The sequence below is a fragment of the Rhizobium sp. YJ-22 genome (assembly GCF_029601685.1).
Classification (GTDB): Bacteria; Pseudomonadota; Alphaproteobacteria; order Rhizobiales; family Rhizobiaceae; genus Metarhizobium.
Window position 1 is genome coordinate 337,512 of the sequence record NZ_JARRIR010000006.1, and the last position, 22,059, is coordinate 359,570.

Below are 22,059 nucleotides of genomic sequence, written 5' to 3' on the forward strand. Positions count from 1 at the left end.
GACCTCTGAATTGGTCTGACATCTTAGCTTTTCCCAAGTTTACCGTTTCGTCAAGGCCAAATTCGGCGGGGACTTGACGTTGCGCGAATTGCGACTAATTACTGGAGCGTCGCGAGCGCCAGACATCGGCGCGCGATCGGAACTTTGGTGCCGGGCCCCTCTGGCGAGAGTTTTTACGGCGCTCTCGTGATGTCGGTACCGCCTGCAAGATAAGCCGGCGGATTCAAACCCATGAAAAATCTTCCCATGCCTCGCCCGCATGACGCCGATGGCGTTATTGCTGCGTCTTCCGTTTTTTCGGCCAACACGGCCTTCGGGGGGATGCGCGCATGAACGCTTCCCTCCCCAAATCCACTATGAGCTATTTCGTCTGGGCCTTCATCGTCACCGGGCTCGGCCTCGTGCTCGGGGCCTGGCTCGGCTGGGCTTCTACCGGCACGCTGTCCGGCATGGCCACGGTGTTCTTCATCTGCGTCGTGCTCGCGGTCCTCGAAATCTCGCTTTCCTTCGACAATGCCATTGTCAATGCCAACAAGCTCAAGGACATGACGCCGGTCTGGCAGCATCGCTTCCTGACCTGGGGCATCGTTATCGCCGTCTTCGGCATGCGCATCGTCTTCCCCTTGGCGATCGTCGTCATCGCCGCCGGCATCGGCCCGATCGAGGCCGTCATCCTCGCGGCGAAGCAGCCGGACGAATATGCGCGTATCATGAACGACGCGCACCTGCCGATCGCCGCCTTCGGCGGCACCTTCCTGATGATGGTCGGCCTGTCCTACTTCTTCAATCATGAGAAGGAGGTTCACTGGTTCAGCCTGCTTGAATCGCGCATGGCGAAATTTGCCTCGATCAAGGGCGTCGAGATCGCCATCGTTCTGCTGACCATCCTGGTTTTCGCGGCGATGCTGGAGGGGACCGAGGCCACCACCTTCCTCTATTCGGCGATCTACGGCCTGCTGACCTTCCTCGCGGTGGAAGTCATCGGCGGCCTCCTCGATTATTCGCAGCGGGCGATGAGCGAGGCGGCCAAGGGCGGCTTCGGCGCCTTCCTCTATCTGGAAGTGCTCGATGCCAGCTTCTCCTTCGATGGCGTCATCGGCGCCTTCGCGCTGACGCAGAACCTGTTCGTCATCGCCATCGGCCTCGGCATCGGCGCCATGTATGTGCGCTCGATGACCATCATGCTGGTGGAAAAGGGCACGCTGGCCGAATACCGCTATCTGGAGCACGGTGCGTTTTACGCCATCCTGATCCTTGCGGTGATCATGTATGTGCAGACGATGTTCCATATTCCGGAAGTGATCACCGGCCTCGGCGGCGCGACGCTGATCGGCATTTCCTTCTGGGCGTCGGTGCGCCACAACCGTCGCGAACGCGCCGGGCAATTGTCGCCCAGCCACTGACGGCAGCGACCGCGCATGGGCCTCGACCGGCCCGTGCGCGGCAAAAAAGGCGCAATACCCCGAAATTCAACGGTTTTTACGCTTTCTGCTCCGCGGGCTGGCTTTGCAGGCCTATGACCTTGCAGTTACAGTCGTTTGGATTGATTCTCGGGGGATTCCATGGCGGACGAAACGCTTCTTCAGCGCACGCAATTGCCACGGCCGGATGTGACGGCGGAGGAAGCGGCGGCGATCCTCGACACTTTCTACGGTCTGAAAGGCACGATCACCGAACTCGGCAGCCAGCAGGATCGCAATTACCGCCTCGATACCGGCGAAAGCCGCTACGTGCTGAAAATCTGCCGCATGGAATATGCGACCGTCGAACTGGAAGCCCAGAATGCCGCCATGCATCATCTGGCCACCAAACCCGACAGCCCGCGCGTGCCGACCCCCGTCAAGGCCAGCAATGGCGACGACATCCTGTTCCTCGCCGTTGGCGGCGACGAATACCAGGTGCGGCTGCTGACCTACCTCGACGGCGAACCATTGACGCAGCGCAAATATCTCGGCGAAACCGCTGTTGCCGTGCTCGGCGCGCTTACCGCCCGCATTGCCGTCAACCTTGCCGATTTCGAGCATCCCGGCCTCGAGCGCGAATTGCAATGGGATCTGCGCCGCGCCGGCCAGGTCGCCTTGCACCTCCTTCAGGCGATTACCGATATGCAGGCGCGCGATCGCATCGCCAAGGCGATGGTCGCCGCCGTCAGGCGCATTCAGCCGCTGGCGGAAGAGTTGCGCATCCAGGCGATCCATCACGACGTCACCGACGACAACGTCGTCTCGCGCCCCGACGAGGCCGGCCGGCTGATCCCCGACGGCGTCATCGATTTCGGCGATATCCTCAACGGCTGGCTGGCCGCCGATCTCGCCGTCACCTGCTCGGCGCTGCTGCATCATGCCGACGGCAATCCGTTCTTCATCCTGCCGGCCATCCGCGCCTATCATGCCGTCAATCCGCTGAATGCGGCGGAAGCCCGCGCCTTGTGGCCGCTGATCGTCGCCCGCGCCTGCATCCTCGTCGCCAGCAGCGAGCAGCAACTGGCCGTCGAGCCCGACAACGACTATGTGCTTGGCAACATCGAGCACGAGCGAACGATCTTCGAAGTGGCGACCTCGGTGCAGTCCGTCGTCATGGAGCAGGCGATCCTTGCCGCGCTCGACATGGCCGATCCCGCACAGGACCTGCCGCCTATCGGCCCGTTGCTGCCCGGCGTCGGAACAGATGCCATCCGCCTGCTGTCGCTCGATATCGACAGCCCACATTTCGAGCAGGACAATTTTCTGCGGCGCGGCATGGAGCTGAAACTTCTCGAACAGGCTGCGCGCGAAACCGGCATCGCCATCACCCGCTACGGCGAATATCGCCTGACCGAGACCAACCTGCGCTCCACCGCCGAACCCGAGACGTTTGCGCTGCATGTCGATCTCTGCCTGCCGGCCGGGTTCCAGACGGCTGCCCCGTTCGCCGGCCGCATCGAGCGCTACAATGAGCGCACAGTGCTGGCGGGCGAGGGCATTCACCTGCATCTGCTTGGCCTCGATTGCCTGCATGAGGCGGGCATCACGCTTTCCGAAGGCGAGCCGCTCGGCACGGTGGAGGGCACGGCTGGGCATTTCGGCCTGATGCGCCTGCAACTCTGCACCGAGGCCGGCCTGTTCCCGCCCTATTTCTGCCGTCCGTCGCAGGCCGACCTCTGGCGCAAGCTCAGCCCCTCGCCCTCGGCCCTTCTGGGCAGCCATTGCGATGCGCCCGCTCTCGACGGCGACGACCTGCTTGCCCGCCGCACCCGCCATTTCGCCAAACCGCAGAAGAACTACTATTCCAACCCGCCGCAGATCGAGCGCGGCTGGAAGGAACACATGTTCTCGACCACCGGCCGGGCCTACCTCGACATGGTCAACAACGTCTCCATCGTCGGCCACGGCCATCCGCGCCTGGCGGAAGCCGTCTATCGGCAATGGTCGATGCTGAACACCAATTCCCGCTTCCATTACAGGGCGGTCGCCGAATTCTCAGAGCGGCTGGCCTCGCTGGCGCCGGAAAAGCTCGATACGGTCTTCCTCGTCAACAGCGGCTCCGAAGCCAACGATCTGGCGATCCGCCTCGCCTGGGCAGCCTCGGGCGCGAAGAACATGGTCTGCCTGCTGGAAGGCTATCATGGCTGGGCGGTCGGCAGCGACGCCGTCTCCACCTCGGTCGCCGACAATCCGAAGGCGCTCTCGACCCGGCCGGACTGGGTGCATCCGATCATGTCGCCCAACACTTATCGCGGCCTGTATCGCGGCGAGAATTCGGCGCGGGATTACATCGCCGCCGCAATGCCACTGTTCGAGGAAGTGGACCGCAAGGGCGAGAAGCTCGCCGGCTTCATCTGCGAAACCGTCTATGGCAATGCCGGCGGCATTCCGCTGCCGCCAGGCTATCTCAAGGACATCTATGCCGAGGTGCGCGCCCGCGGCGGCGTGTGCATCGCCGACGAAGTGCAGGTTGGATACGGCCGCCTCGGGCATTATTTCTGGGGTTTCGACCAGCAGGGCGTCGAGCCCGATATCATCACCATCGCCAAGGGCATGGGCAATGGCCATCCGCTCGGCGCGGTCATCACCAGCAAGGCAATTGCAGAGGCGCTGGAGCGGGAGGGCGGCTATTTCTTCTCGTCCGCCGGCGGCAGCCCGGTGAGCTGCACGGTCGGCATGACCGTGCTCGACATCATGACCGACGAGGAATTGCAGGAAAACGCCCGCGATATCGGCGATCACCTGAAGGCCCGGCTGGAAGCACTCGGCCAGCGTTTTCCCCTTGTCGGCGCCGTGCATGGCATGGGGCTTTATCTCGGCGTCGAATTCGTCCGCGACCGCCAGACCTTGCAGCCGGCGACGCAGGAGACGGCGGCGATCTGCGACCGCCTGCTCGATCTCGGCGTCATCATGCAGCCGACCGGCGATTATCTCAACGTGCTGAAGATCAAGCCGCCGCTCTGCCTCAGCCGCGAGAGCGCCGATTTCTTCGCCGACAGTCTGGCAAGGGTCTTGGAAGAGGGCTGGTAAAACTCAGTCCTGCATCTCCGGCACCGTGAACACTGCCTGCGCCGCCAGCAGGGAGCGCGTATAGTCATGCTGCGGATTGGAAAACACCGTGGCCGCCGGCCCCATCTCGACAATCTCGCCAGCGCGCATCACGGCGACCCGGTCGGCGATATATTCGACAACATCAAGATCATGGCTGATGAACAGGAAAGCCGTGCCGAATTTTTCGTTGAGGTCGAGGATCAGGTCAAGTACCTGCGCCTGCACCGAAAGATCGAGCGCCGAGACCGGCTCGTCGGCGACGACCAGCTTTGGCCGTGTGATCAGGGCGCGGGCGAGCGCGATCCTCTGCCGCTGCCCGCCGGAAAATTCATGCGGGAAACGCCCCACGGCATCCTCCGGCAGGCCGACCGCCTCCAGAATACGCGCGACTTCAGTCTTCGCCTCTGCTGTCGAGGGGCGCGGGCTCAGCAGATGCAGCGGCTCGGCGACGATGCGCCCGACGCGGTGGCGCGGATCGAGCGAGCCGAAGGGATCCTGAAACACCATCTGAAAATGCCGCCGCCGCTGCCGCAATGCCTGCGCCGGCAGGGCAAACAGGTTTTCGCCCTCGAACAAAACCTCGCCGCCGCTTGGGTCATCGAGCGCCATGGCGAGCCGCGCCAGCGTCGATTTTCCGGAACCGCTTTCACCGACAAGACCAAGGATTTCACCCGGTTGCAGGCTGAGATCGACGTTGCGCAGCGCTGAGACGCGCTCGCGCTTGCCGAAAAAACCGGGACGGGCATAGTCGCGGCTAAGATTGCGGATATCGAGCAGCGGCGTCATCGCCCCTCCATAGGCAGGCGGCGCTGGCGATGGCTGCCGCGCGGGATCGCCTCCAAGAGTCCGCGCGTATAGGGATGGGAAGGCGCGGTTAAGACCTGCCGCGTCGGCCCGCTCTCGACACAATCGCCATGCCGCAGAACCAGCAGGTTTTCGGTGGCATAGGCGAGCACGCCGGGATTATGGCTGATCAGCATCAACGCCATCTCCTCGTCGCGCACCAGTTCAGCCAACAGATCGAGGATCTCGCGCTGCACGGTGACATCCAGCGCCGTCGTCGGCTCGTCGGCGATCAGAAGGGCGGGGCGGAGCGCAATGGCAATCGCGATGCCGACCCGCTGGCGCTGGCCGCCGGACAATTCATGCGGATAGTTTTTCGCCCGCTCGGCAGCGCGCGGGATGCGCACCCGGTCGAGCAGGGCGACGGCATCCCGACGCCCTTGCCGCCAGCCGATGCCGCGATGCCGGACAAGGCCCTCAGCCACCTGATCGGCAATCGACATGGCCGGATTGAGCGCCGTCAGCGGCTCCTGAAACACCATGCCGATGCGGCGGCCACGAATGTCGTCCCAGGCCGGATCGTTGGCATTGGGCAGGGGATTGTCTTCGAAGACGATCCGCCCGGTGGTTTTTAGACCCGCCGGCAAAAGGCCGATCACCCCCAGCGCCGTCATCGTCTTGCCGGAGCCGGACTCGCCGGCAAGCCCGAGGGTTTTGCCTCGCCCGAGCGTCAAGCTCAGGTCGCGCAGGATCGGCCGGCCCGAGGCCGTTTCGATGCTCAAGCCTTCGACGCGGACCAGCGGTTGCGTCATCGGCCCGTCTCCGCTTTCGGATCCAGCAGATCGCGAAACCCGTCACCGATCAGGTTGAAACCTAAAACGGAGAGCGCGATGGCGAGACCGGGCAGCAGCGCCAGCCAGGGGGCCGGACGCAGGAAGGTCTGCGCCTCCGCCAGCATCCGTCCCCAGGTCGGAGCCGGAGGGGGCAGGCCGAGACCAAGAAAACTCAGGCCTGCTTCGGTGAGGATGGCAAGCCCGAGCTGGATCGTCACCTGCACGAGGATCGGCGTGGCGATATTCGGGGCGACATGCTCGATGCTGATCCGCGCCGCGCCTTTGCCGCAGGCGCGGGCCGCCATGATGTAATCGCGCGCCCAGATGCGGCTGGCGGCGGCGAAGGCGATACGGGTGAAGACCGGGATCATGAACACGCCAATGGCAATGATCGCCGTGAACCGGCCGGGGCCGATGAAGGCGCCGAGCATCATCGCCGAGAGGATCGGCGGAATGGCGAATAGGACATCGCAACCGCGCAGTACCAGCGTGGCGAAAATTCCCGCGCGCTTGATGGCACAGGCAAGCCCGAGCGCGGTGCCGACCCCGGCGCCGATCAGCACCGAGAGAAAGGCGATAGAGAGCGAATTCCACGCCCCGACCATCAGCAGCGAGGCGATATCGCGGCCATATTGATCTGTACCCAGCAGACCGGCGACGAGCGGCGGCTTGAGCTTCAGCAGAATCTGCATCTTGGTCGGCGATGCCGGCGTCCAGACGAGCGACAGCAGCGCCACGGCCAGCAGCAGGCCGATCAGGACAAGGCCGGCAATCAGGCCGAGCGGGCGCTTGCGGGTCGATGCGCTCATGCCGGGGTCGCGCGCAGGCGCGGATCGAGCCGCATCTGGAGGAGATCGACCAAAAAATTCACGACGATGACGAGGCCGGAGAGCAGCAGCACCACCGCCTGCATGACGACGATATCGCGTTGCGTCAGCGCCTGATAGGCGAGCCGGCCGAGACCGGGAAGATTGAAAACATTTTCGATCAGCACCGCGCCGGCGACGAGGAAGGTGAATTGCAGGCCGAGCACGGTGACGATGGGGCCGGCCGCATTCGGCAGCACATGCCGCCATAGCGTCATGCGTCGGCCGATGCCCTTGGCGCGCGCCGTGCGGGCGAAATCCTCATGCATCACATCCAGAACTGCGCCGCGCGTCACCCGCGTCAGCACACCCGCCTGCGGCAGGGCCAGCGCCACCGAGGGCAGGATCAGCGATTTGAGCGCTGGCCAGAAACCGGCCTGCCAGCCCGGAAAACCGCCGGCCGGCAGCCAGCCACCCTGCACCGAAAACAGGATGATCAGCAGGATCGCCACCCAGAAGGCCGGCATGGCGACGCTCATCTGAGCGAAGAGTGTGGCAAGGCCATCGATAATCCCCCGTCGCCGCGCGGCGGCGGCAACGCCGAGCGGCACCGAGACCAGCACCGAGAGGACAAGCGCGATCCCCGCCAGTGGCAGGGTCAGCGACAGGCGCTCGCCGATCAGCTCGGAAACCGGCACGCCATAGGTATAGGAGCGGCCGAAATCCCCATGCAGCACCCCGGCAATCCAGGCGAGGTAACGCCAGACGACCGGCCGGTCGAGGCCAAGCTCGCTGCGCAACGCTGCCAGCGTATCCTCGCTCGCCGAGGTGCCGAGCATGATGGCGGCGGCATCGCCGGGCAGGATGTTCATCACGGCGAAGATCAGCGCCGAGACGGCGACGAGCGTCAGGACGAGCCCGGCAAGGCGGCGCAGCACCAGCCCAATCATGACCCTAGCCCGTCCGTCATTCCTGCCAATGCACCTCGCTCAGCACGTTCGAAGGGATGGGTTCGTTGACCCAGAGCCCCTGCAGCTTGCGATCCCAGACGCCGAGTTTCGGCATCACGAACAGGAACAGCGCCGGCACGTCCTCGGCGAGGATTTTTTGGGCTTCGACATAAAGCTTGTCCTGCTCGGCCGGATCGGCGGTTGCCTCCACCTTGGTCATGACAGCGTCGAAGGCGGTGTTGCGATAGTTGAAATAATAGGGATCGCGGGAATAGATATCTATGTCCATCGGCTCGGCATGGGCGACGATGGTCATGTCGTAATCGCGGTTTTTGAAGACGTCCTGCACCCATTTCGCCGGAAATTCGGTCGGCTCGATGGCGAGCGTGACGCCGACCTCGGCGAACATGGTCTGCATGATCTCGGCGGTGCGCGTCGCATAGGACATTTGCGGCACCTTGATGGTGAAGCTCAGGCCATCGCCATAGCCGGCTTCCTTCAGCAGCGACTTGGCCTTTTCGGGATCGTAGGGATAGACGTTGGTGAGATCGACATAGGCGCGATCGTTCGGCGTATAGTGGCTGCCGATCGGCGTTCCCAGCGCCGACCAGGCGCCGTCAATGATCGTCGTGCGGTCCAGCGCCCGCATCAGCGCCTCGCGCACCCGCTTGTCGGTGAAAGGTTTTTGGGCGTTGTTCATGCCGGCGACCACCTTCAGCTCGGTATTACCGATAGCGGTGGTCAGGCGGTCGTCGCTCTCGAAAGAACTCATCAGTTCCGGCGCGCCGAATTCCGGGAAGGCGTCGACATCGCCGGAGACGAGGGCGGCCGATTGCGCCTGCGGATCGGCGATGAAGCGGAAGACGGCCTTGTCGAGGGCGATATGGGCGGACTTGTTCCAGTAATTCGGATTGCGCTTGAGTTCGACGCGATCGCCCTTGACCCAGCGGTCGAAGACGAAGGGGCCGGTGCCGACCGGTTCGGTCTTGTTGCTGTCGGACGTCTTCGGGTGGACAATGACGGAGGAGGGCCATCCGAGCCAATAGAGCAGGCTGCCGGCGGGGCGGGAAAGATGCAGCACCAGCGTCTGCGGATCGGGGGTATCGATGGAGGCGACGGCTTCGAAGAAGCGTTTTTGCGGATTGACCGATTGGGCGCCGCGCGCCCGGTCGAGCGCGGCCTTGGCGACGCCGGAATCGAATGCGGAGCCGTCATGGAAGGCGACGTTCCGGCGCAGCTTGAAGGTGTAGGTCAGGCCATCGGACGAGATTTCCCAGCTTTCCGCCAGTTGCGGACGGATTTTTCCATCGCGGTCGATGGTGACCAGACCCTCGAAAACATTCTGCCAGGTGACCTGGCCGATGGCGACGGGGGCGGCGATGGTCGGGTCGAGGCCGGCGGGTTCGATGCCCATGCCGAGCACGATATCCGTGCGGGGCGCGGCCTCTGCCGGCGCCGTCAGACAGGAGATAGCCAAAGCCAGAGACAGGACCAGACCCGGAATTTTCATCGATGCTCGCTCCACCCTTCGCACTGCACCAATCTGTTTCATCGATTGCCGTGTGTTTCAAGGCCGCAGATCGGCAAATTGGTCTCGCCAGGCAGGCAGGGCGCCCGCATAGGGGAGGGCGGTAGCTTCGTACACCCCGCGGGCGATGGCGCGGGCCATGACCTGGCCGGCGATGTGGCACAGCTCCATGAATTCCTCCGGCCCGGCCAGCGGCTGCCGTGCCGTCGAGGCGGCGAAGACGGTATCGCCGTCGAGCGGCAGGTGGGCGCAGGAGAGCGCCCGCGCCAGGCCGTCATGGGCGGCAATCGACAGGCGATGCGCCTCGGCCTTGGTCAGCGCCGCATCGGTGACGATGGCGGCGATGGTCGTGGCCGTCGTTGTCATGCCCTTGATGCGCATGTCGGTATGGAAGGAGGAGGGCAGGCCGAGGCCGCCGAATTCGCCGTCCTGCTCAAAGGGTGCCGCCCAGAAATGCGGGCCGTCGCTGACCACGGCCGAGCCCATGGCGTTGACGGCGGCAATCGCCGCGATCACGGCGCCGCGCGAAGTTCGAGCGCTGGCCGAGCCGAGGCCGCCCTTGAGGTTGGCCGTGGTCGCGCCAGTTCCGGCGCCGACCGTGCCGAGCGCGAAAGGACCGCCGCTCGCCGCTTCGAAGGCGGCATAACCGAGATCGCGATAGGGGGAATGCAGGCCCCAATCCTTGTTGCCGCCGTTCAACAGATCCATCAGGATCGCCTGCGGCACGATGGGCACGAGTACGTTGCCGACACGGAAACCGCGCCCCGCCTGCCGCAGGCCGGCCTGCACGCCGCCGGCCGCATCCAGCCCGAAGGCGGAGCCGCCGGAGAGCACGAAGGCATCGACTTGCGAGACGGTGCGCGACGGATCGAGCAGATCGGTATCGCGCCCGCCCGGCGCGCCGCCGAGAACGCTGCCGGAGGCGGTGGCAGGCGCGTCGAAGACGATGGCCGTGACGCCGGAGCCGAGCGCCAGATCTGTGGCATGGCCGACCGAGACGCCGGCGACGTCGGTCAGGAGATTTTGCAAATCGCTCACGGCTTGGCCTTCGAAAGGAATGATCTCTCGCGATCATTGCCGTTCCGAGGGCGGAAGGAAAGGCGCAAAGCCGGTCCAGGTGACCTCGTTCACCGATTTTGCGACGAGGAAGACTGCATAAGAAATGGGGCAGGTACGCCAACCCCCTTCTCGTCTCCAGGAGAAGGGAATTACGGCCAAGAGATCAGCTTGCGGCAAACACCTTGTGGCCGCCGATCCAGGTACTGTCCATGTCCAGCGCATCGGTCAGGGTGACGAAATCGGCGACGAGACCGGATTTCAGCGCGCCGCGGCGATGGGTGACGCCGATGGCTTCGGCCGGATAGAGGCTTGCCATACGCAGCGCTTCTTCCAGCGGCAGGCCGATGCGTTCATGCAGGAAGCGCACCGAGGACAGCATGTCGATATCGGCACCGGCCAGCGTGCCGTCATCAAGCGTCAGTCGGCCGCCATGGCGGTGGATCTGGCGACCGTTGAGGGTAAAACCTTCCAGATCGGTGCCGATCGGCGACATGGCGTCGGTGACCAGAAAGATGCGGGCCGGGCCGGCCTTGGCACGCAACGCAATTGCAATGGAAGCGCAGGCAACGTGAAAACCATCGGCGATCAGGCCGGCATACAGGCCGCCATCATCGAGCGCCGCCCCGACGACGCCGGGTTCGCGATGGCCGAGCGGACTCATGGCGTTGAACAGATGCGTGACCATGCGGGCGCCGGCGCGGGCGTAATCGACGGCCGTCGCATAGCCAGTGTCCGAATGGCCGAGGCTGACGACGACGCCGGCATCGGCCATGGCCGTCACCTGGTCGCGGGTGACGTTTTCCGGCGCGACCGTGGTCAGCAGCGTCTCGAAATCGGATGCATAAGCGAGGATCAGGTCGAGATCGGGCTGGCGCATCGGTCGGATGAGGTTCGGATCATGCGCGCCTTTTCGCGCCAGCGACAGGTGCGGCCCCTCGAGATGCAGGCCGATAAAGCCCGGCACCCGGTTGGCGGCGGCCTGTCGGCCGGCCTCCAGCGTCGCCTTGGTGATCGCGGGCGTATCGGTGATCAGCGTCGGCAGCAGCGCCGTCGTGCCGAACCGGGCGTGTGCGGCGCAAATGCGCGCGATGGCATCGGCGGACGGCCCGTCGTTGAGCAGTACCCCGCCGCCGCCATTGACCTGCAGGTCGATGAAGCCGGGGGCGAGCAGATCGACTGTCTCGACGATTTCGGCATCGGCTGGCAGTTGCGCCGCCGGCGCGAGGGCGTCGATGACGCCGTTCGAAAACAGCACCGCATAGTCGTGGTGCCATTCTTCGCCGTCGAACAGCCGGCCGGCGATGATTGCCTTCGAGGTCATCGGGTTTCCGTCACTTTCTTCAGCGCCGCCGGCTGGTCCGGGTTGAATCCGCGCGAGCGCGAAAATGCTTCGACGAAGACGTAGAAGGGCGCGATCAGCGCCAGCGCGTCGGTGAGCGGATGGCCTGTGGCGATATAGGGCAGGGGGCGCGCCTTTGTGACCTTGTCGCTGGTGGCGAAGACCAGGCCGCCCTTGTCGGCCAGCCTGTCGGCGACTTCGACCACCGAGGGCTCTGCGGCGTCACGGGCGGCGAACAGGATGACCGGGAAGGAGGAGTTGACCAGCGCCACCGGGCCATGCAGCACTTCCGCCGCCGAATAGGCTTCGGCATGGACCTCCGATGTTTCCTTGAATTTCAGCGCCGCTTCGCCGGCAATGGCGAGCGCGGGGCCGCGGCCGAGCATATAGAGCGACTCGGTGCCGCCGAGCGCCATCGCCAGTTCGTCCCATTCCAGTTCGACGGCGCGCTGCAAGTGTTCCGGCAGGGCCGCGACGGCGCGGCAAAGCTCGCTGTCGCCGGTCCATTCCGACAGCATGGCAAGGCCGGCGACGACGGAATTGACATAGGACTTGGTGGCCGCGACTGCCAGTTCCGGGCCGGCGGCGATGTCGAGCGCATGCTGGCAGGCAGCCGCCATCGGCGAATCGATGGTGTTGGTCAGCGCAATGGTCACCGCGCCCGCGCGCGTCGCCGCATCCGCCATGGCGACGATATCGGGGCTCTTGCCGGATTGCGAGATGGCGATGGCCGCGCCGCCGGAGAAGCGCATGTCGGTCTTGTAGACCGAGGCGATGGACGGCCCGAGGGAGGCAACGGGACGGCCGACCTGCAGTTCCACTGCATATTTGATGAAGTGGGCAGCATGGTCGGAGGAACCGCGGGCGATGGTCACAAGGAAGGCCGGATCCTTGTCGCGCAGGGCTGCGCCGGCGGCCGCGAAGCCGGCGCGGCCCTGGTCGAGCAGCCGGGCGACGGCCTGCGGAATTTCAGCGATTTCCCGGCTCATATGTGTCGTAATCGTCATCTCATTCCATCCCGTGTTTCAAGTCTCGGCAAGCGTCAGCTCGGCCACAAAATCATAGGCATCGCCCCTGTAGAGCGAGCGGGTGAACTCCACGACCCGTCCCGATCTCAGATAGGAGATCCGTTCGATCGACAGGCCTGCGGCACCCACCGGCACGGACAGAAGCGCCGCATCCGGGTTTCGAAGATTGCAGGCCGACAGGCGCTGCACGGCGCGCACCGGCCGGGCACCGGCCTTTTCCAGCGCCGCATAGAGCGAGGAACCGACGGCATCGGGATCGGGCAGGATCTCGGCCGAAAGGCTGGCGCGCTCTATGGCAAGCGGCATGTCGTTGGCAAGGCGCAGGCGCCCCAGGCGCACCACCGGCGCGCCGGCCGCAAGGCCGAGCATCATCATTTCGTCCGGCGAGGCGGTGAACAACCCGCGCTCCAGCCACTCGGCCCGCGTCACCAGCCCGCGCCGGGCCATGTCCTCCGAGAAGGAGGTGAGTTGCGATAGCGGCTGCTGCACGCGCGAAACCGGCTTGGCGACGAAGGTGCCGGAACCATGCTTGCGGGTCAGCAGGCCGTCCTTGACGAGGTCGTCGACCGCCTTGCGCACCGTCACCCGGCTGACGCCGGCGTAATCGGCAAGGTCGCGCTCCGGCGGAAGGGCGTCGCCGAGGCCGAGGCGGCCGTCGCGGATCGCATCCTCCAGCAGCCCCCGCAGCTTCATGTAGAGCGGCCCGGTGGCGGGCGCCTGCAAAGCATCGAGCGGCAACAACACTTCAAGCGCCTCCGTCATGCGGCATCTCCCATCGGCAGCGCGAAACGCTGCACCGCCAGCGCGACCGCGCCGGTCAGCGCATCCGCCTGCGGCAAAACCAGGCGGGCGCGATGCCGTTCGGCCAGATAAGGATCGTAAGCTTTCGCGAGGCCGCCCAGCAGGCAGATCGCGCCGTTTTCATCGCCGAGATGGCGCAGGCAGGCGTCAAGCGCGGCGGAGACCTGGCCGGCGCCTTCTCCGATCAGCCGCAGCGCCGTTGCATCACCCTGCCTGGCGTGGTCGAACAGGCGCGGCGCATAACGCCCGAAATCACCGGGCGACGCGGCACGGCCGAATTCGACGATGCCACCGGGATCGCCGCCGAATTCCGCGAGCACCTCATCCAGAAGCGGCGTACGCGCGCAGATTCCGTCATAGCCAAGCAGGCTTTCCTGCAGCAAAGCCTGGCCGAGGCGCGCCCCGCTGCCGAGATCGCCGACCGCAAATCCCCAGCCGCCGACGAAGCGAATCGCCCTGGCGCGACGCAGCACATAGACCGACCCCGTGCCCAGCGTGCCGACGATGCCATCGCCATGTCCCAGCGCGCCCTGCAGGGCGATGAGCGCATCGGATTCGATCGCCGCCTGCCGGAAGGGCAGTTTCGCGCGGATATAATGGACGGCATCACCGACATTGTTGCCGGCAAGGCCGAGCAACGCCGAGGCGGCGGCGATGGAGGATTGGTCGAGGCCGGCGGCGGCGAAAGCCTGCCGCGTCGCATCGATCATATTGGCGAGGGAGGCGTCCGGCGCGGAGAGGATATTGGCGGCGCCGCCCTTGCCGCGCCCCAAGATGCGACCCTGCCGATCGGCAACCGCCACCCGGCATCCCGTCCCCCCGCCATCGATGCCAACGAAAAGTTCAGCCATCGGAAACCTCCACGCCTAGATAATACCAAAAAAATACCATTAACCAAGCAGCTTTTTACAAACGGCGCGAAAAAATACCATTCCACTGGATTCATTGCGAAAATTTGCGTCTTGCGCCTGCGTTCCCGGGAGGAAAATCAAAAAGTAAATTTTCTGCTGGACAATTGGTATTTTTTTGGCATTCTCTCTCCGCAAGGGGGAAGGCGAGGAGGCATCAACCGGCGAAAGCACCGGAAACAACGAAGCACGGTGCATCCGAGCGCAAAACCCCTTGGTATTGCAAGAGTGAAGGCCGCGATCCGCGGCCGGCCGACGCCGATGGACGGCCCGGCCAACGGATTTCGGGAGGGCCGCATGCGAAAGGCTCTCCGCAAGAGGGAGAACATCATGACTCGTACGATCAAGGCATTGCTGCTGACCACCAGCGTTCTCGGCATGACGGGCATCGCCCAGGCGGCCGACGTGACGCTGACCATCGAAAGCTGGCGCAACGACGACCTGTCGATCTGGCAGGAAAAGCTGATTCCGGCTTTCGAAGCCAAGAACCCCGGCATCAAGGTGGTGTTCTCGCCGACCGCGCCGACCGAATACAATGCCGCGCTGAACGCCAAGCTCGATGCCGGTTCCGCCGGCGACCTGATTTCCTGCCGTCCCTTCGACGCCTCGCTCGAACTCTACAGCAAGAAGCATCTTGCGGATCTGACCGGCCTCGCCGGCATGGAGAACTTCTCGGATGTCGCCAAGGCCGCATGGACGACCGACGACGGCAAGGCTTCCTTCTGCGTGCCGATGGCCTCGGTCATCCACGGCTTCATCTACAACAAGGACGCCTTCGACAAGCTCGGCATCGCCGTGCCGAAGACCAATGACGAATTCTTCGCCGCCCTCGACAAGATCAAGGCCGACGGCACCTATGTTCCGATGGCGATGGGCACCAAGGATCTCTGGGAAGCCGCAACCATGGGCTACCAGAACATCGGCCCGACCTACTGGAAGGGCGAGGAAGGCCGCCTGGCGCTGATCAAGGGCGAGCAGAAGCTGACCGACGCCGACTGGGTCGAGCCCTATCGCGTTCTCGCCAAGTGGAAGCCCTATCTCGGCGACGGTTTCGAGGCGCAGACCTATCCGGACAGCCAGAACATGTTCACGCTTGGCCGCGCCGCCATCTATCCGGCCGGCTCCTGGGAAATCAGCCAGTTCAACTCGCAGGCCGATTTCAAGATGGGCGCCTTCCCGCCGCCGGTGCAAAAGGACGGCGACACCTGCTACATCTCCGACCATAACGACATCGGCATGGGCCTCAACGCCAAGAGCGGCCATCAGGAAGAAGCCAAGAAGTTCCTGAGCTGGGTCGCCTCGCCGGAATTCGCCGAAATCTACGCCAACGCGCTGCCGGGCTTCTTCAGCCTGAATTCGACGGCGGTGAAGATGAGCGATCCGCTGGCCCAGGAATTCGTCTCCTGGCGCGAAAAGTGCAAGCCGACGATCCGCTCGACCTACCAGATCCTGTCGCGCGGCACGCCGAACCTCGAAAACGAGACCTGGGTCGAATCCGCCAACGTCATCAACGGCACGGATACGCCCGAGCAGGCTGGCGAAAAGCTACAGAAGGGCCTCGACAGCTGGTACAAGCCGGCCAAGTAAGGCCTGTCCGGGCAACGGCCCGTCCGAATGCTCCTTCTCCCCGTTGTTGAACGGGGGGAGGGCGGTCGATGAGACCTTGATGGACCGGCATGCCGATCCGCCCGGTCCGGCACGTTTTCCCGCCGCCTTCGCGCCTGTGCGCGGCCAAGGGAAGAAAGGCGGTCCCGCTTTCCAGAAAGCCGGGCAGACCGCCATGGCGAGGGGCGACCGGCCCCGAAACACATCGTATGGTGGAGGACGCTGATTGTGCGGCGGAGCTGGCCGCGCGACAGCGTCCACATGCGGATATTCACCACGTGAGCAAAGGGACGGGACAGGCAGGGCCATGAGCGACACTTCTTCACCCCATGACGCAATCGGGACGGCCAGGCGGCCGATACGCTGGCATATCGCCTTTTTCCTCATGCCGGCCTTCGTCATCTACTCGGCGATCATGATCCTGCCGCTGATCGAGACGCTACGCCTGTCGCTGTACAACACGGTCGACGGCCAGTCGGTCTTCGTGGGCCTGAGCAATTTCAAGACGCTGTTCGGCGACGAGCGCTGGGCGGCGAGCTTCTGGAACGCGCTGCGCAACAACCTCGTCTTCTTCGTCATCCACATGCTGGTGCAGAACCCGATCGGCGTGGCGCTGGCGGCGATGCTGTCGCTGCCGCGGCTGCGCTTCGTCACCTTCTACCGCACAGCGATCTTCATGCCGACGCTGCTCTCCTTCGTGATCGTCGGCTTCATCTGGAAGCTGATCCTGTCGCCGCTGTGGGGTGTCGCGCCGTGGATGTTGGATCTGGTCGGGCTGAAATCGCTGTTCGGCCCCTGGCTCGGCCAGCCGGGCTCGGCGCTGATCGCGGTGTCGCTGATCTCGGTCTGGCAATATGTCGGCATCCCGATGATCCTGATCTATGCCGCGCTACTCAACATCCCGGACGAGGTGATCGAGGCGGCCGAATGCGACGGAATCACCGGCTGGAGCCAGTTCTGGAAGATCAAGCTGCCGCTCATCCTGCCCGCCATCGGCATCATTTCGATCCTGACCTTCGTCGGCAATTTCAATGCCTTCGACCTGGTCTACACCGTGCAAGGGGCGCTTGCCGGCCCGGACGGCTCGACGGACATCCTCGGCACGCTGCTCTACCGCACCTTCTTCGGCTTCCAGCTGCAACTCGGCGACCGCTCCATGGGCGCGACCATCGCCACGGTGATGTTCCTGATCATTCTCGCCGGCGTCTCGTTCTACCTGTTCGCCATCCAGCGCCGCATGCGCCGCTACCAGTTCTGAGGGGCCAGTCATGGCGAAACCGACCCATTCCCCCTTGCGTACCGGCCTGGTTCACCTGGCGCTGGTCGCCTATACGCTGATCTCGCTCTTCCCGGTTGTCCTGACGATCATCAATTCCTTCAAGACCAAGAACGCCATCTTTCGCGAGCCGATGGCGCTGCCGGGCCCTTCCAGCTTCAGCATGATCGGCTATGAAACCGTGCTGAAGCAGGGCGATTTCCTCGGCTACTTCCAAAACAGCTTCATCGTCACGCTGGTCTCGATCGTTCTGGTGCTGCTGTTCGGCGCCATGGCCGCCTTCTCGCTGTCGGAATACCGTTTCCGCGGCAATACGATGCTCGGCCTCTATCTCGCCATCGGCATCATGATCCCGATCCGGCTCGGCACCGTCGCCATCCTGCAGGGCATGGTCGCCGCTGGGCTCGTCAACACGCTGACTGCGCTGATCCTGGTTTACACCGCCCAAGGCCTGCCGCTCGCCATCTTCATCCTCTCGGAATTCATGCGCACCGTTTCCGACGACCTGAAGAACGCCGGCCGCATCGACGGTCTCTCGGAATACGCCATCTTCTTCCGGCTGGTTCTACCGCTGGTCAGACCGGCCATGGCCACGGTCGCGGTGTTCACCATGATCCCGATCTGGAACGACCTGTGGTTCCCGCTGATCCTGGCGCCGGGCGAAGCCACAAAGACCGTCACCCTCGGCTCGCAAATGTTCATCGGCCAGTTCGTCACCAACTGGAATGCGGTCCTCGCCGCCCTGTCGCTGGCGATCTTCCCGGTCCTCATCCTCTATGTCATCTTCTCGCGGCAACTGATCCGCGGCATCACCGCAGGAGCAGTGAAATGACCTCTCAAAACCCCGTCCGCGTTCTCGTCGCCGGTCTCGGCAACATGGGCCGCAGCCATGCGCTGGCCTACCACAACAATCCCGGCTTCGAGATCGTCGGCCTTGTCAACCGTTCGAAGGTGGAACTGCCGGAAGAGCTTCGCGGCTACACCATCCACCCCGACTTCACCGCGGCGCTGGCCGAGTTGAAGCCGGATCTGGCGGCGATCTGCACCTATTCCGACAGCCATGCCGACTATGCCGTCGCCGCCTTCGAGCAAGGCTGCCACGTCTTCGTCGAGAAGCCGCTGGCGACCACGGTCGCCGATGCCGAGCGCGTCGTCTCGGCGGCGAAGAAGGCCGGCCGCAAGCTGGTGATCGGCTATATCCTGCGCCATCATCCCTCCTGGGTGCGGCTCATCGCCGAGGCGCGCAAGCTGGGCGCCCCTTACGTCTTCCGCATGAACCTCAACCAGCAGTCCAGCGGCCCGACCTGGGAAACCCACAAGGCGCTGATGCAGACCACCCCGCCGATCGTCGATTGCGGCGTGCATTATGTCGACGTCATGTGCCAGATCACCGATGCCAAGCCGGTGCAGGTGCGCGGCATGGGCCTGCGCCTCTCCGACGAGATCGCGCCGGACATGTACAACTACGGTCACTTGCAGGTGATGTTCGAGGACGGCTCACTCGGATGGTACGAAGCCGGCTGGGGACCGATGATCTCCGAAACCGCCTTCTTCGTGAAGGATGTCATGTCGCCGAAGGGCTCGGTTTCGATCGTCATGGACCCGAACGCCAAGTCCGACGACATCGACACCCACACCAAGACGTCGGTCATCCGCCTGCACAATGCCGAGACCGGCCCGAACGGCAGGTTCATCCACCCCGACGAGAACCTGACCATGGCGGGCGAGCCCGGTCATCAGGATCTGTGCGATCTCGAACAGGCCTATGTGCTGAAGGCGATCCGCGAGGATATCGACCTCGGCCGCCACATGCAGGATGCGGTGCAATCGCTGCGCATCTGCCTCGCCGCGGACGAGAGCGTCCGAACCGGCCAGCCCGTGACGCTCTAACTCATATTCCAGGAGACATTCGATGGGTTCCCTTCAGGTCAATTCCGTCCGCAAGGCCTTCGGCAATCATGAAGTACTCAAGGGTATCGACCTCGACGTCAAGGACGGCGAATTCGTCATCTTTGTCGGTCCCTCGGGCTGCGGAAAGTCGACGCTGCTGCGCGTCATCGCCGGCCTCGAGGACGCCACCGCCGGCAGTATCCGCATCGATGGCCAGGAAGTCGGCGCCGTGCCACCGGCCAAGCGCGGCATCGCCATGGTCTTCCAGTCCTATGCGCTCTATCCACACCTGACGGTCAAGGACAATATGGGCCTTGGCCTCAAGCAGGCCGGCACCCCGAAGGTCGAGATCGAAAAACGTGTGGCGCGGGCCTCCGCCATGCTGTCGCTCGAACCCTATCTCGCCCGCCGCCCTGCCGAGCTTTCCGGCGGCCAGCGCCAGCGCGTCGCCATCGGCCGCGCCATCGTGCGTGAGCCAAAACTGTTCCTGTTCGACGAACCGCTGTCGAACCTCGATGCGGCGCTGCGCGTCCAGACCCGCCTCGAAATCGCCCGCCTGCACCGCGAACTGAAGGCGACGATGATCTACGTCACACACGACCAGGTCGAGGCGATGACGCTGGCCGACAAGATCGTGGTGCTGAGCGCCGGCGCCGTCGAGCAGGTCGGTTCGCCGATGGAGCTCTACAACCGCCCCGCCAACCTGTTCGTCGCCGGCTTCATCGGTTCGCCAGCCATGAACCTCATCGACGCCGAACGGCTCAGCGAAGCCGGCGCGAAAACCATCGGCATCCGCCCCGAGCACGTGTCGCTATCGCGCGAAAGCGGCGAATGGCAGGGCAAGGTGGTGCATGTCGAGCATCTCGGCGCCGACACCATCGTCTACCTGGAATCGGAAAAGGCCGGCCTCTTGACGGTGCGCCTGTTCGGCGAGCATCGCTATGCGCCGGACGACATCGTCTACGCCTCGCCGGATAACGCCTCCATCCACCGCTTCGACGCCAACGGCAAGGCGATCCGGTGAGCCGCCGATGATCCTCTGCTTCGACATCGGTGGAACGACGATCAAGGGTGCGGTCGCCCGTTCGGCGACCGATATCGACACCCTGCCGCGCTGGCCGACGCCGGCGCGGGATTTCTCCGCCTTTTTGGCGGTTATCGCCGAGGCGCTGAAAAGCGTCGGCGGCAAGATCGAAGGCATCGCGATCTCGATTGCCGGCGTCGTCGATCCCGACACTCGGGCGGCGACCGTCGCCAACATTCCCTGCATCGACGGCCGCGACCTCACGGCAGAAATCGAAAAGGCATTCGGCATTCCGACGCTGGTCGCCAATGACGCCGATTGCCTGGCGATGGCCGAGGCCGGCATCGGGGCAGGACAGGGGCATCGCATTGTTCTCGGTGCCGTGCTCGGCACCGGCGTCGGCGGTGGAATCGTCGTCGACGGCAAGCTGATCAACACCGACGGTTTTGCCGGCGAATGGGGCCATGGCCCCGCCATCGCCGCCGAGGCTGGCACGCCTCGGGTGAAAATCCCCGCCTTCGCCTGCGGCTGCGGCCAGAAGGGCTGCGTCGATACGGTCGGCGGCGCGCGCGGGCTGGAGCGGCTGCACCGGCTGATCCACGAGGTCGATCTCGACAGCGAGACCATCATCGCCGACTGGCAGGCGGGCGATGAAACGGCGGCGCGCACCATCGACGTCTATGTCGATCTCGTCGCCTCGCCGCTGGCGTTGACCATCAACATCACCGGCGCGACCATCGTGCCGGTCGGCGGAGGGCTTTCCAATGCGGAACCGCTGCTGGCAGCCCTCGACGCGGCGGTGCGGGCGCGCACCCTGCGCCGTTTCCACCGGCCGCTGGTGGTACGCGGCCAATGCCGCATCGAGCCCGGCCTGATTGGTGCAGCGATCCTCGGGTTGAAGGAATTTGCAGGTGGCTGAGCGAAGACTCGAAGTCTGCGTTGACGATTATCATGGCTTGATGGCCGCCGTTACAGGCGGAGCGGACCGCATCGAGCTGTGTTCGGCCCTGTCGGTCGGCGGATTGACGCCGTCTAGGGGCCTCATGGACGCGGCCGCAAAACTGCCCGTCCCCTCCTATGCGATGATCCGCCCGCGCGCCGGCAATTTCACCTATGGCGCCGCCGAGATCGACATCATGAAGCGCGATATCGACGCCGCCCGCGAGGCCGGCCTTCCGGGCGTCGTCTTCGGCGCCAACAGGGCCGACCGGCATCTGGACGAGGCCGTGCTTTCGACGCTGGTCGCCCATGCGCAAGGGCTCGGCATCACCCTGCATCGCGCCATCGACCTGACGCCGGATATCGCCGCCGCCGTGCGCCTTACCGCCGATCTCGGTTTCGAGCGCATCCTGACGTCGGGCGGTGCCAGGACCGCGAAGGAAGGACTTGATGGCCTGAAACAAGCCTTCGACGCCGCCGCCGGTCGGCTGACCATCATGCCGGGTTCCGGCGTCAATCTTGAGACGGTCGAGGCCATTCTTGCCGCCGCACCGTTTACCGAAATCCACGCCTCCTGCGCCGCACCTGTGATCGAGCCGGATGCGCGCGTGCTCGACATGGCTTTCGCCTCGCCCGCCGCGCGGCGCACCGATGCGGACAAGGTTCGCGCCTTGCGCGCCCGCATCGCTGAGTTGCCCTGACGGCACGGGAAAATTCCGCCCGGCCGGGTCATTCCATTTGTTCGCAAGCCAGACTAATGTCGCGGCCGGAATGGC

Annotated in this window: 19 protein-coding genes; 9 read left to right on the forward strand and 10 right to left on the reverse strand. The window is 64.5% G+C overall.

Annotated features, from left to right (window positions below):
• Window positions 1-329 precede the first annotated feature (329 nt).
• Together P7F60_RS16485 and P7F60_RS16490 are read left to right on the forward strand one after the other, a co-directional pair.
• Window positions 330-1,403, forward strand: coding sequence for a DUF475 domain-containing protein (locus tag P7F60_RS16485; RefSeq protein WP_277918819.1), 1,074 nt, complete (start codon window positions 330-332; stop codon window positions 1,401-1,403).
• A gap of 159 nt (window positions 1,404-1,562) precedes the next feature.
• Window positions 1,563-4,493 (forward strand): aminotransferase, encoded by a 2,931-nt coding sequence (locus tag P7F60_RS16490; RefSeq protein WP_277918820.1) that lies wholly within the window; start codon window positions 1,563-1,565, stop codon window positions 4,491-4,493.
• 3 nt (window positions 4,494-4,496) lie between these two features.
• On the opposite strand, the gene P7F60_RS16495 is transcribed toward P7F60_RS16490, so the two are convergent.
• From P7F60_RS16495 to P7F60_RS16540, 10 genes are all read right to left on the reverse strand, one after another.
• Complete coding sequence (locus P7F60_RS16495; protein WP_277918821.1) at window positions 4,497-5,300, reverse strand: ATP-binding cassette domain-containing protein; 804 nt, start codon at window positions 5,298-5,300, stop codon at window positions 4,497-4,499.
• Entirely contained in the window at window positions 5,297-6,109 is an 813-nt protein-coding gene (locus P7F60_RS16500) for an ABC transporter ATP-binding protein (protein WP_277918822.1), read from the reverse strand. Before P7F60_RS16500 ends, P7F60_RS16495 begins: the two co-directional genes overlap by 4 nt.
• Window positions 6,106-6,939 (reverse strand): ABC transporter permease, encoded by an 834-nt coding sequence (locus P7F60_RS16505; protein ID WP_277918823.1) that lies wholly within the window; start codon window positions 6,937-6,939, stop codon window positions 6,106-6,108. The genes P7F60_RS16500 and P7F60_RS16505 overlap by 4 nt, the downstream gene beginning before the upstream one ends.
• Complete coding sequence (locus P7F60_RS16510) at window positions 6,936-7,886, reverse strand: ABC transporter permease (RefSeq protein WP_277918824.1); 951 nt, start codon at window positions 7,884-7,886, stop codon at window positions 6,936-6,938. The genes P7F60_RS16505 and P7F60_RS16510 overlap by 4 nt, the downstream gene beginning before the upstream one ends.
• A gap of 16 nt (window positions 7,887-7,902) precedes the next feature.
• Window positions 7,903-9,396 (reverse strand): ABC transporter substrate-binding protein, encoded by a 1,494-nt coding sequence (locus tag P7F60_RS16515; protein WP_277918825.1) that lies wholly within the window; start codon window positions 9,394-9,396, stop codon window positions 7,903-7,905.
• 57 nt (window positions 9,397-9,453) lie between these two features.
• Window positions 9,454-10,452 (reverse strand): P1 family peptidase, encoded by a 999-nt coding sequence (locus P7F60_RS16520; RefSeq protein WP_277918826.1) that lies wholly within the window; start codon window positions 10,450-10,452, stop codon window positions 9,454-9,456.
• Window positions 10,453-10,636: 184 nt separating this feature from the next.
• On the reverse strand, window positions 10,637-11,794 hold the full coding sequence (gene nagA / locus P7F60_RS16525; protein WP_277918827.1) for an N-acetylglucosamine-6-phosphate deacetylase: 1,158 nt from the start codon (window positions 11,792-11,794) through the stop codon (window positions 10,637-10,639).
• The gene (locus tag P7F60_RS16530; protein ID WP_277918828.1) at window positions 11,791-12,819 is read right to left on the reverse strand and encodes an SIS domain-containing protein; all 1,029 of its coding nucleotides are present in this window, start codon (window positions 12,817-12,819) and stop codon (window positions 11,791-11,793) included. The genes nagA and P7F60_RS16530 overlap by 4 nt, the downstream gene beginning before the upstream one ends.
• A gap of 18 nt (window positions 12,820-12,837) precedes the next feature.
• Window positions 12,838-13,602, reverse strand: coding sequence for a GntR family transcriptional regulator (locus P7F60_RS16535; protein ID WP_277918829.1), 765 nt, complete (start codon window positions 13,600-13,602; stop codon window positions 12,838-12,840).
• The gene (locus P7F60_RS16540) at window positions 13,599-14,492 is read right to left on the reverse strand and encodes a BadF/BadG/BcrA/BcrD ATPase family protein (RefSeq protein ID WP_277918830.1); all 894 of its coding nucleotides are present in this window, start codon (window positions 14,490-14,492) and stop codon (window positions 13,599-13,601) included. The genes P7F60_RS16535 and P7F60_RS16540 overlap by 4 nt, the downstream gene beginning before the upstream one ends.
• Window positions 14,493-14,879: 387 nt before the next feature.
• Between P7F60_RS16540 and P7F60_RS16545 the strand changes: the two genes are divergently transcribed.
• From P7F60_RS16545 to P7F60_RS16575, 7 genes are all read left to right on the forward strand, one after another.
• Window positions 14,880-16,136, forward strand: a complete 1,257-nt coding sequence (locus P7F60_RS16545; RefSeq protein ID WP_277918831.1) for an ABC transporter substrate-binding protein — start codon at window positions 14,880-14,882, stop codon at window positions 16,134-16,136.
• A 325-nt stretch (window positions 16,137-16,461) separates the two neighbouring features.
• Window positions 16,462-17,412 carry a sugar ABC transporter permease gene (locus P7F60_RS16550; RefSeq protein WP_277918832.1) on the forward strand — a complete coding sequence of 317 codons (951 nt, stop codon included), beginning with the start codon at window positions 16,462-16,464 and terminating at the stop codon, window positions 17,410-17,412.
• A gap of 10 nt (window positions 17,413-17,422) precedes the next feature.
• The gene (locus tag P7F60_RS16555; protein WP_277918833.1) at window positions 17,423-18,262 is read left to right on the forward strand and encodes a carbohydrate ABC transporter permease; all 840 of its coding nucleotides are present in this window, start codon (window positions 17,423-17,425) and stop codon (window positions 18,260-18,262) included.
• A complete protein-coding gene (locus P7F60_RS16560) occupies window positions 18,259-19,320 on the forward strand; it encodes a Gfo/Idh/MocA family oxidoreductase (protein WP_277918834.1) in 1,062 nt (353 codons plus the stop codon). The genes P7F60_RS16555 and P7F60_RS16560 overlap by 4 nt, the downstream gene beginning before the upstream one ends.
• Window positions 19,321-19,342: 22 nt before the next feature.
• Window positions 19,343-20,344 carry an ABC transporter ATP-binding protein gene (locus P7F60_RS16565; RefSeq protein WP_277918835.1) on the forward strand — a complete coding sequence of 334 codons (1,002 nt, stop codon included), beginning with the start codon at window positions 19,343-19,345 and terminating at the stop codon, window positions 20,342-20,344.
• 7 nt (window positions 20,345-20,351) lie between these two features.
• On the forward strand, window positions 20,352-21,263 hold the full coding sequence (locus P7F60_RS16570) for an ROK family protein (protein ID WP_277918836.1): 912 nt from the start codon (window positions 20,352-20,354) through the stop codon (window positions 21,261-21,263).
• Window positions 21,256-21,984 (forward strand): copper homeostasis protein CutC, encoded by a 729-nt coding sequence (locus P7F60_RS16575; RefSeq protein ID WP_277918837.1) that lies wholly within the window; start codon window positions 21,256-21,258, stop codon window positions 21,982-21,984. Before P7F60_RS16570 ends, P7F60_RS16575 begins: the two co-directional genes overlap by 8 nt.
• The last annotated feature ends 75 nt before the right edge of the window (window positions 21,985-22,059 follow it).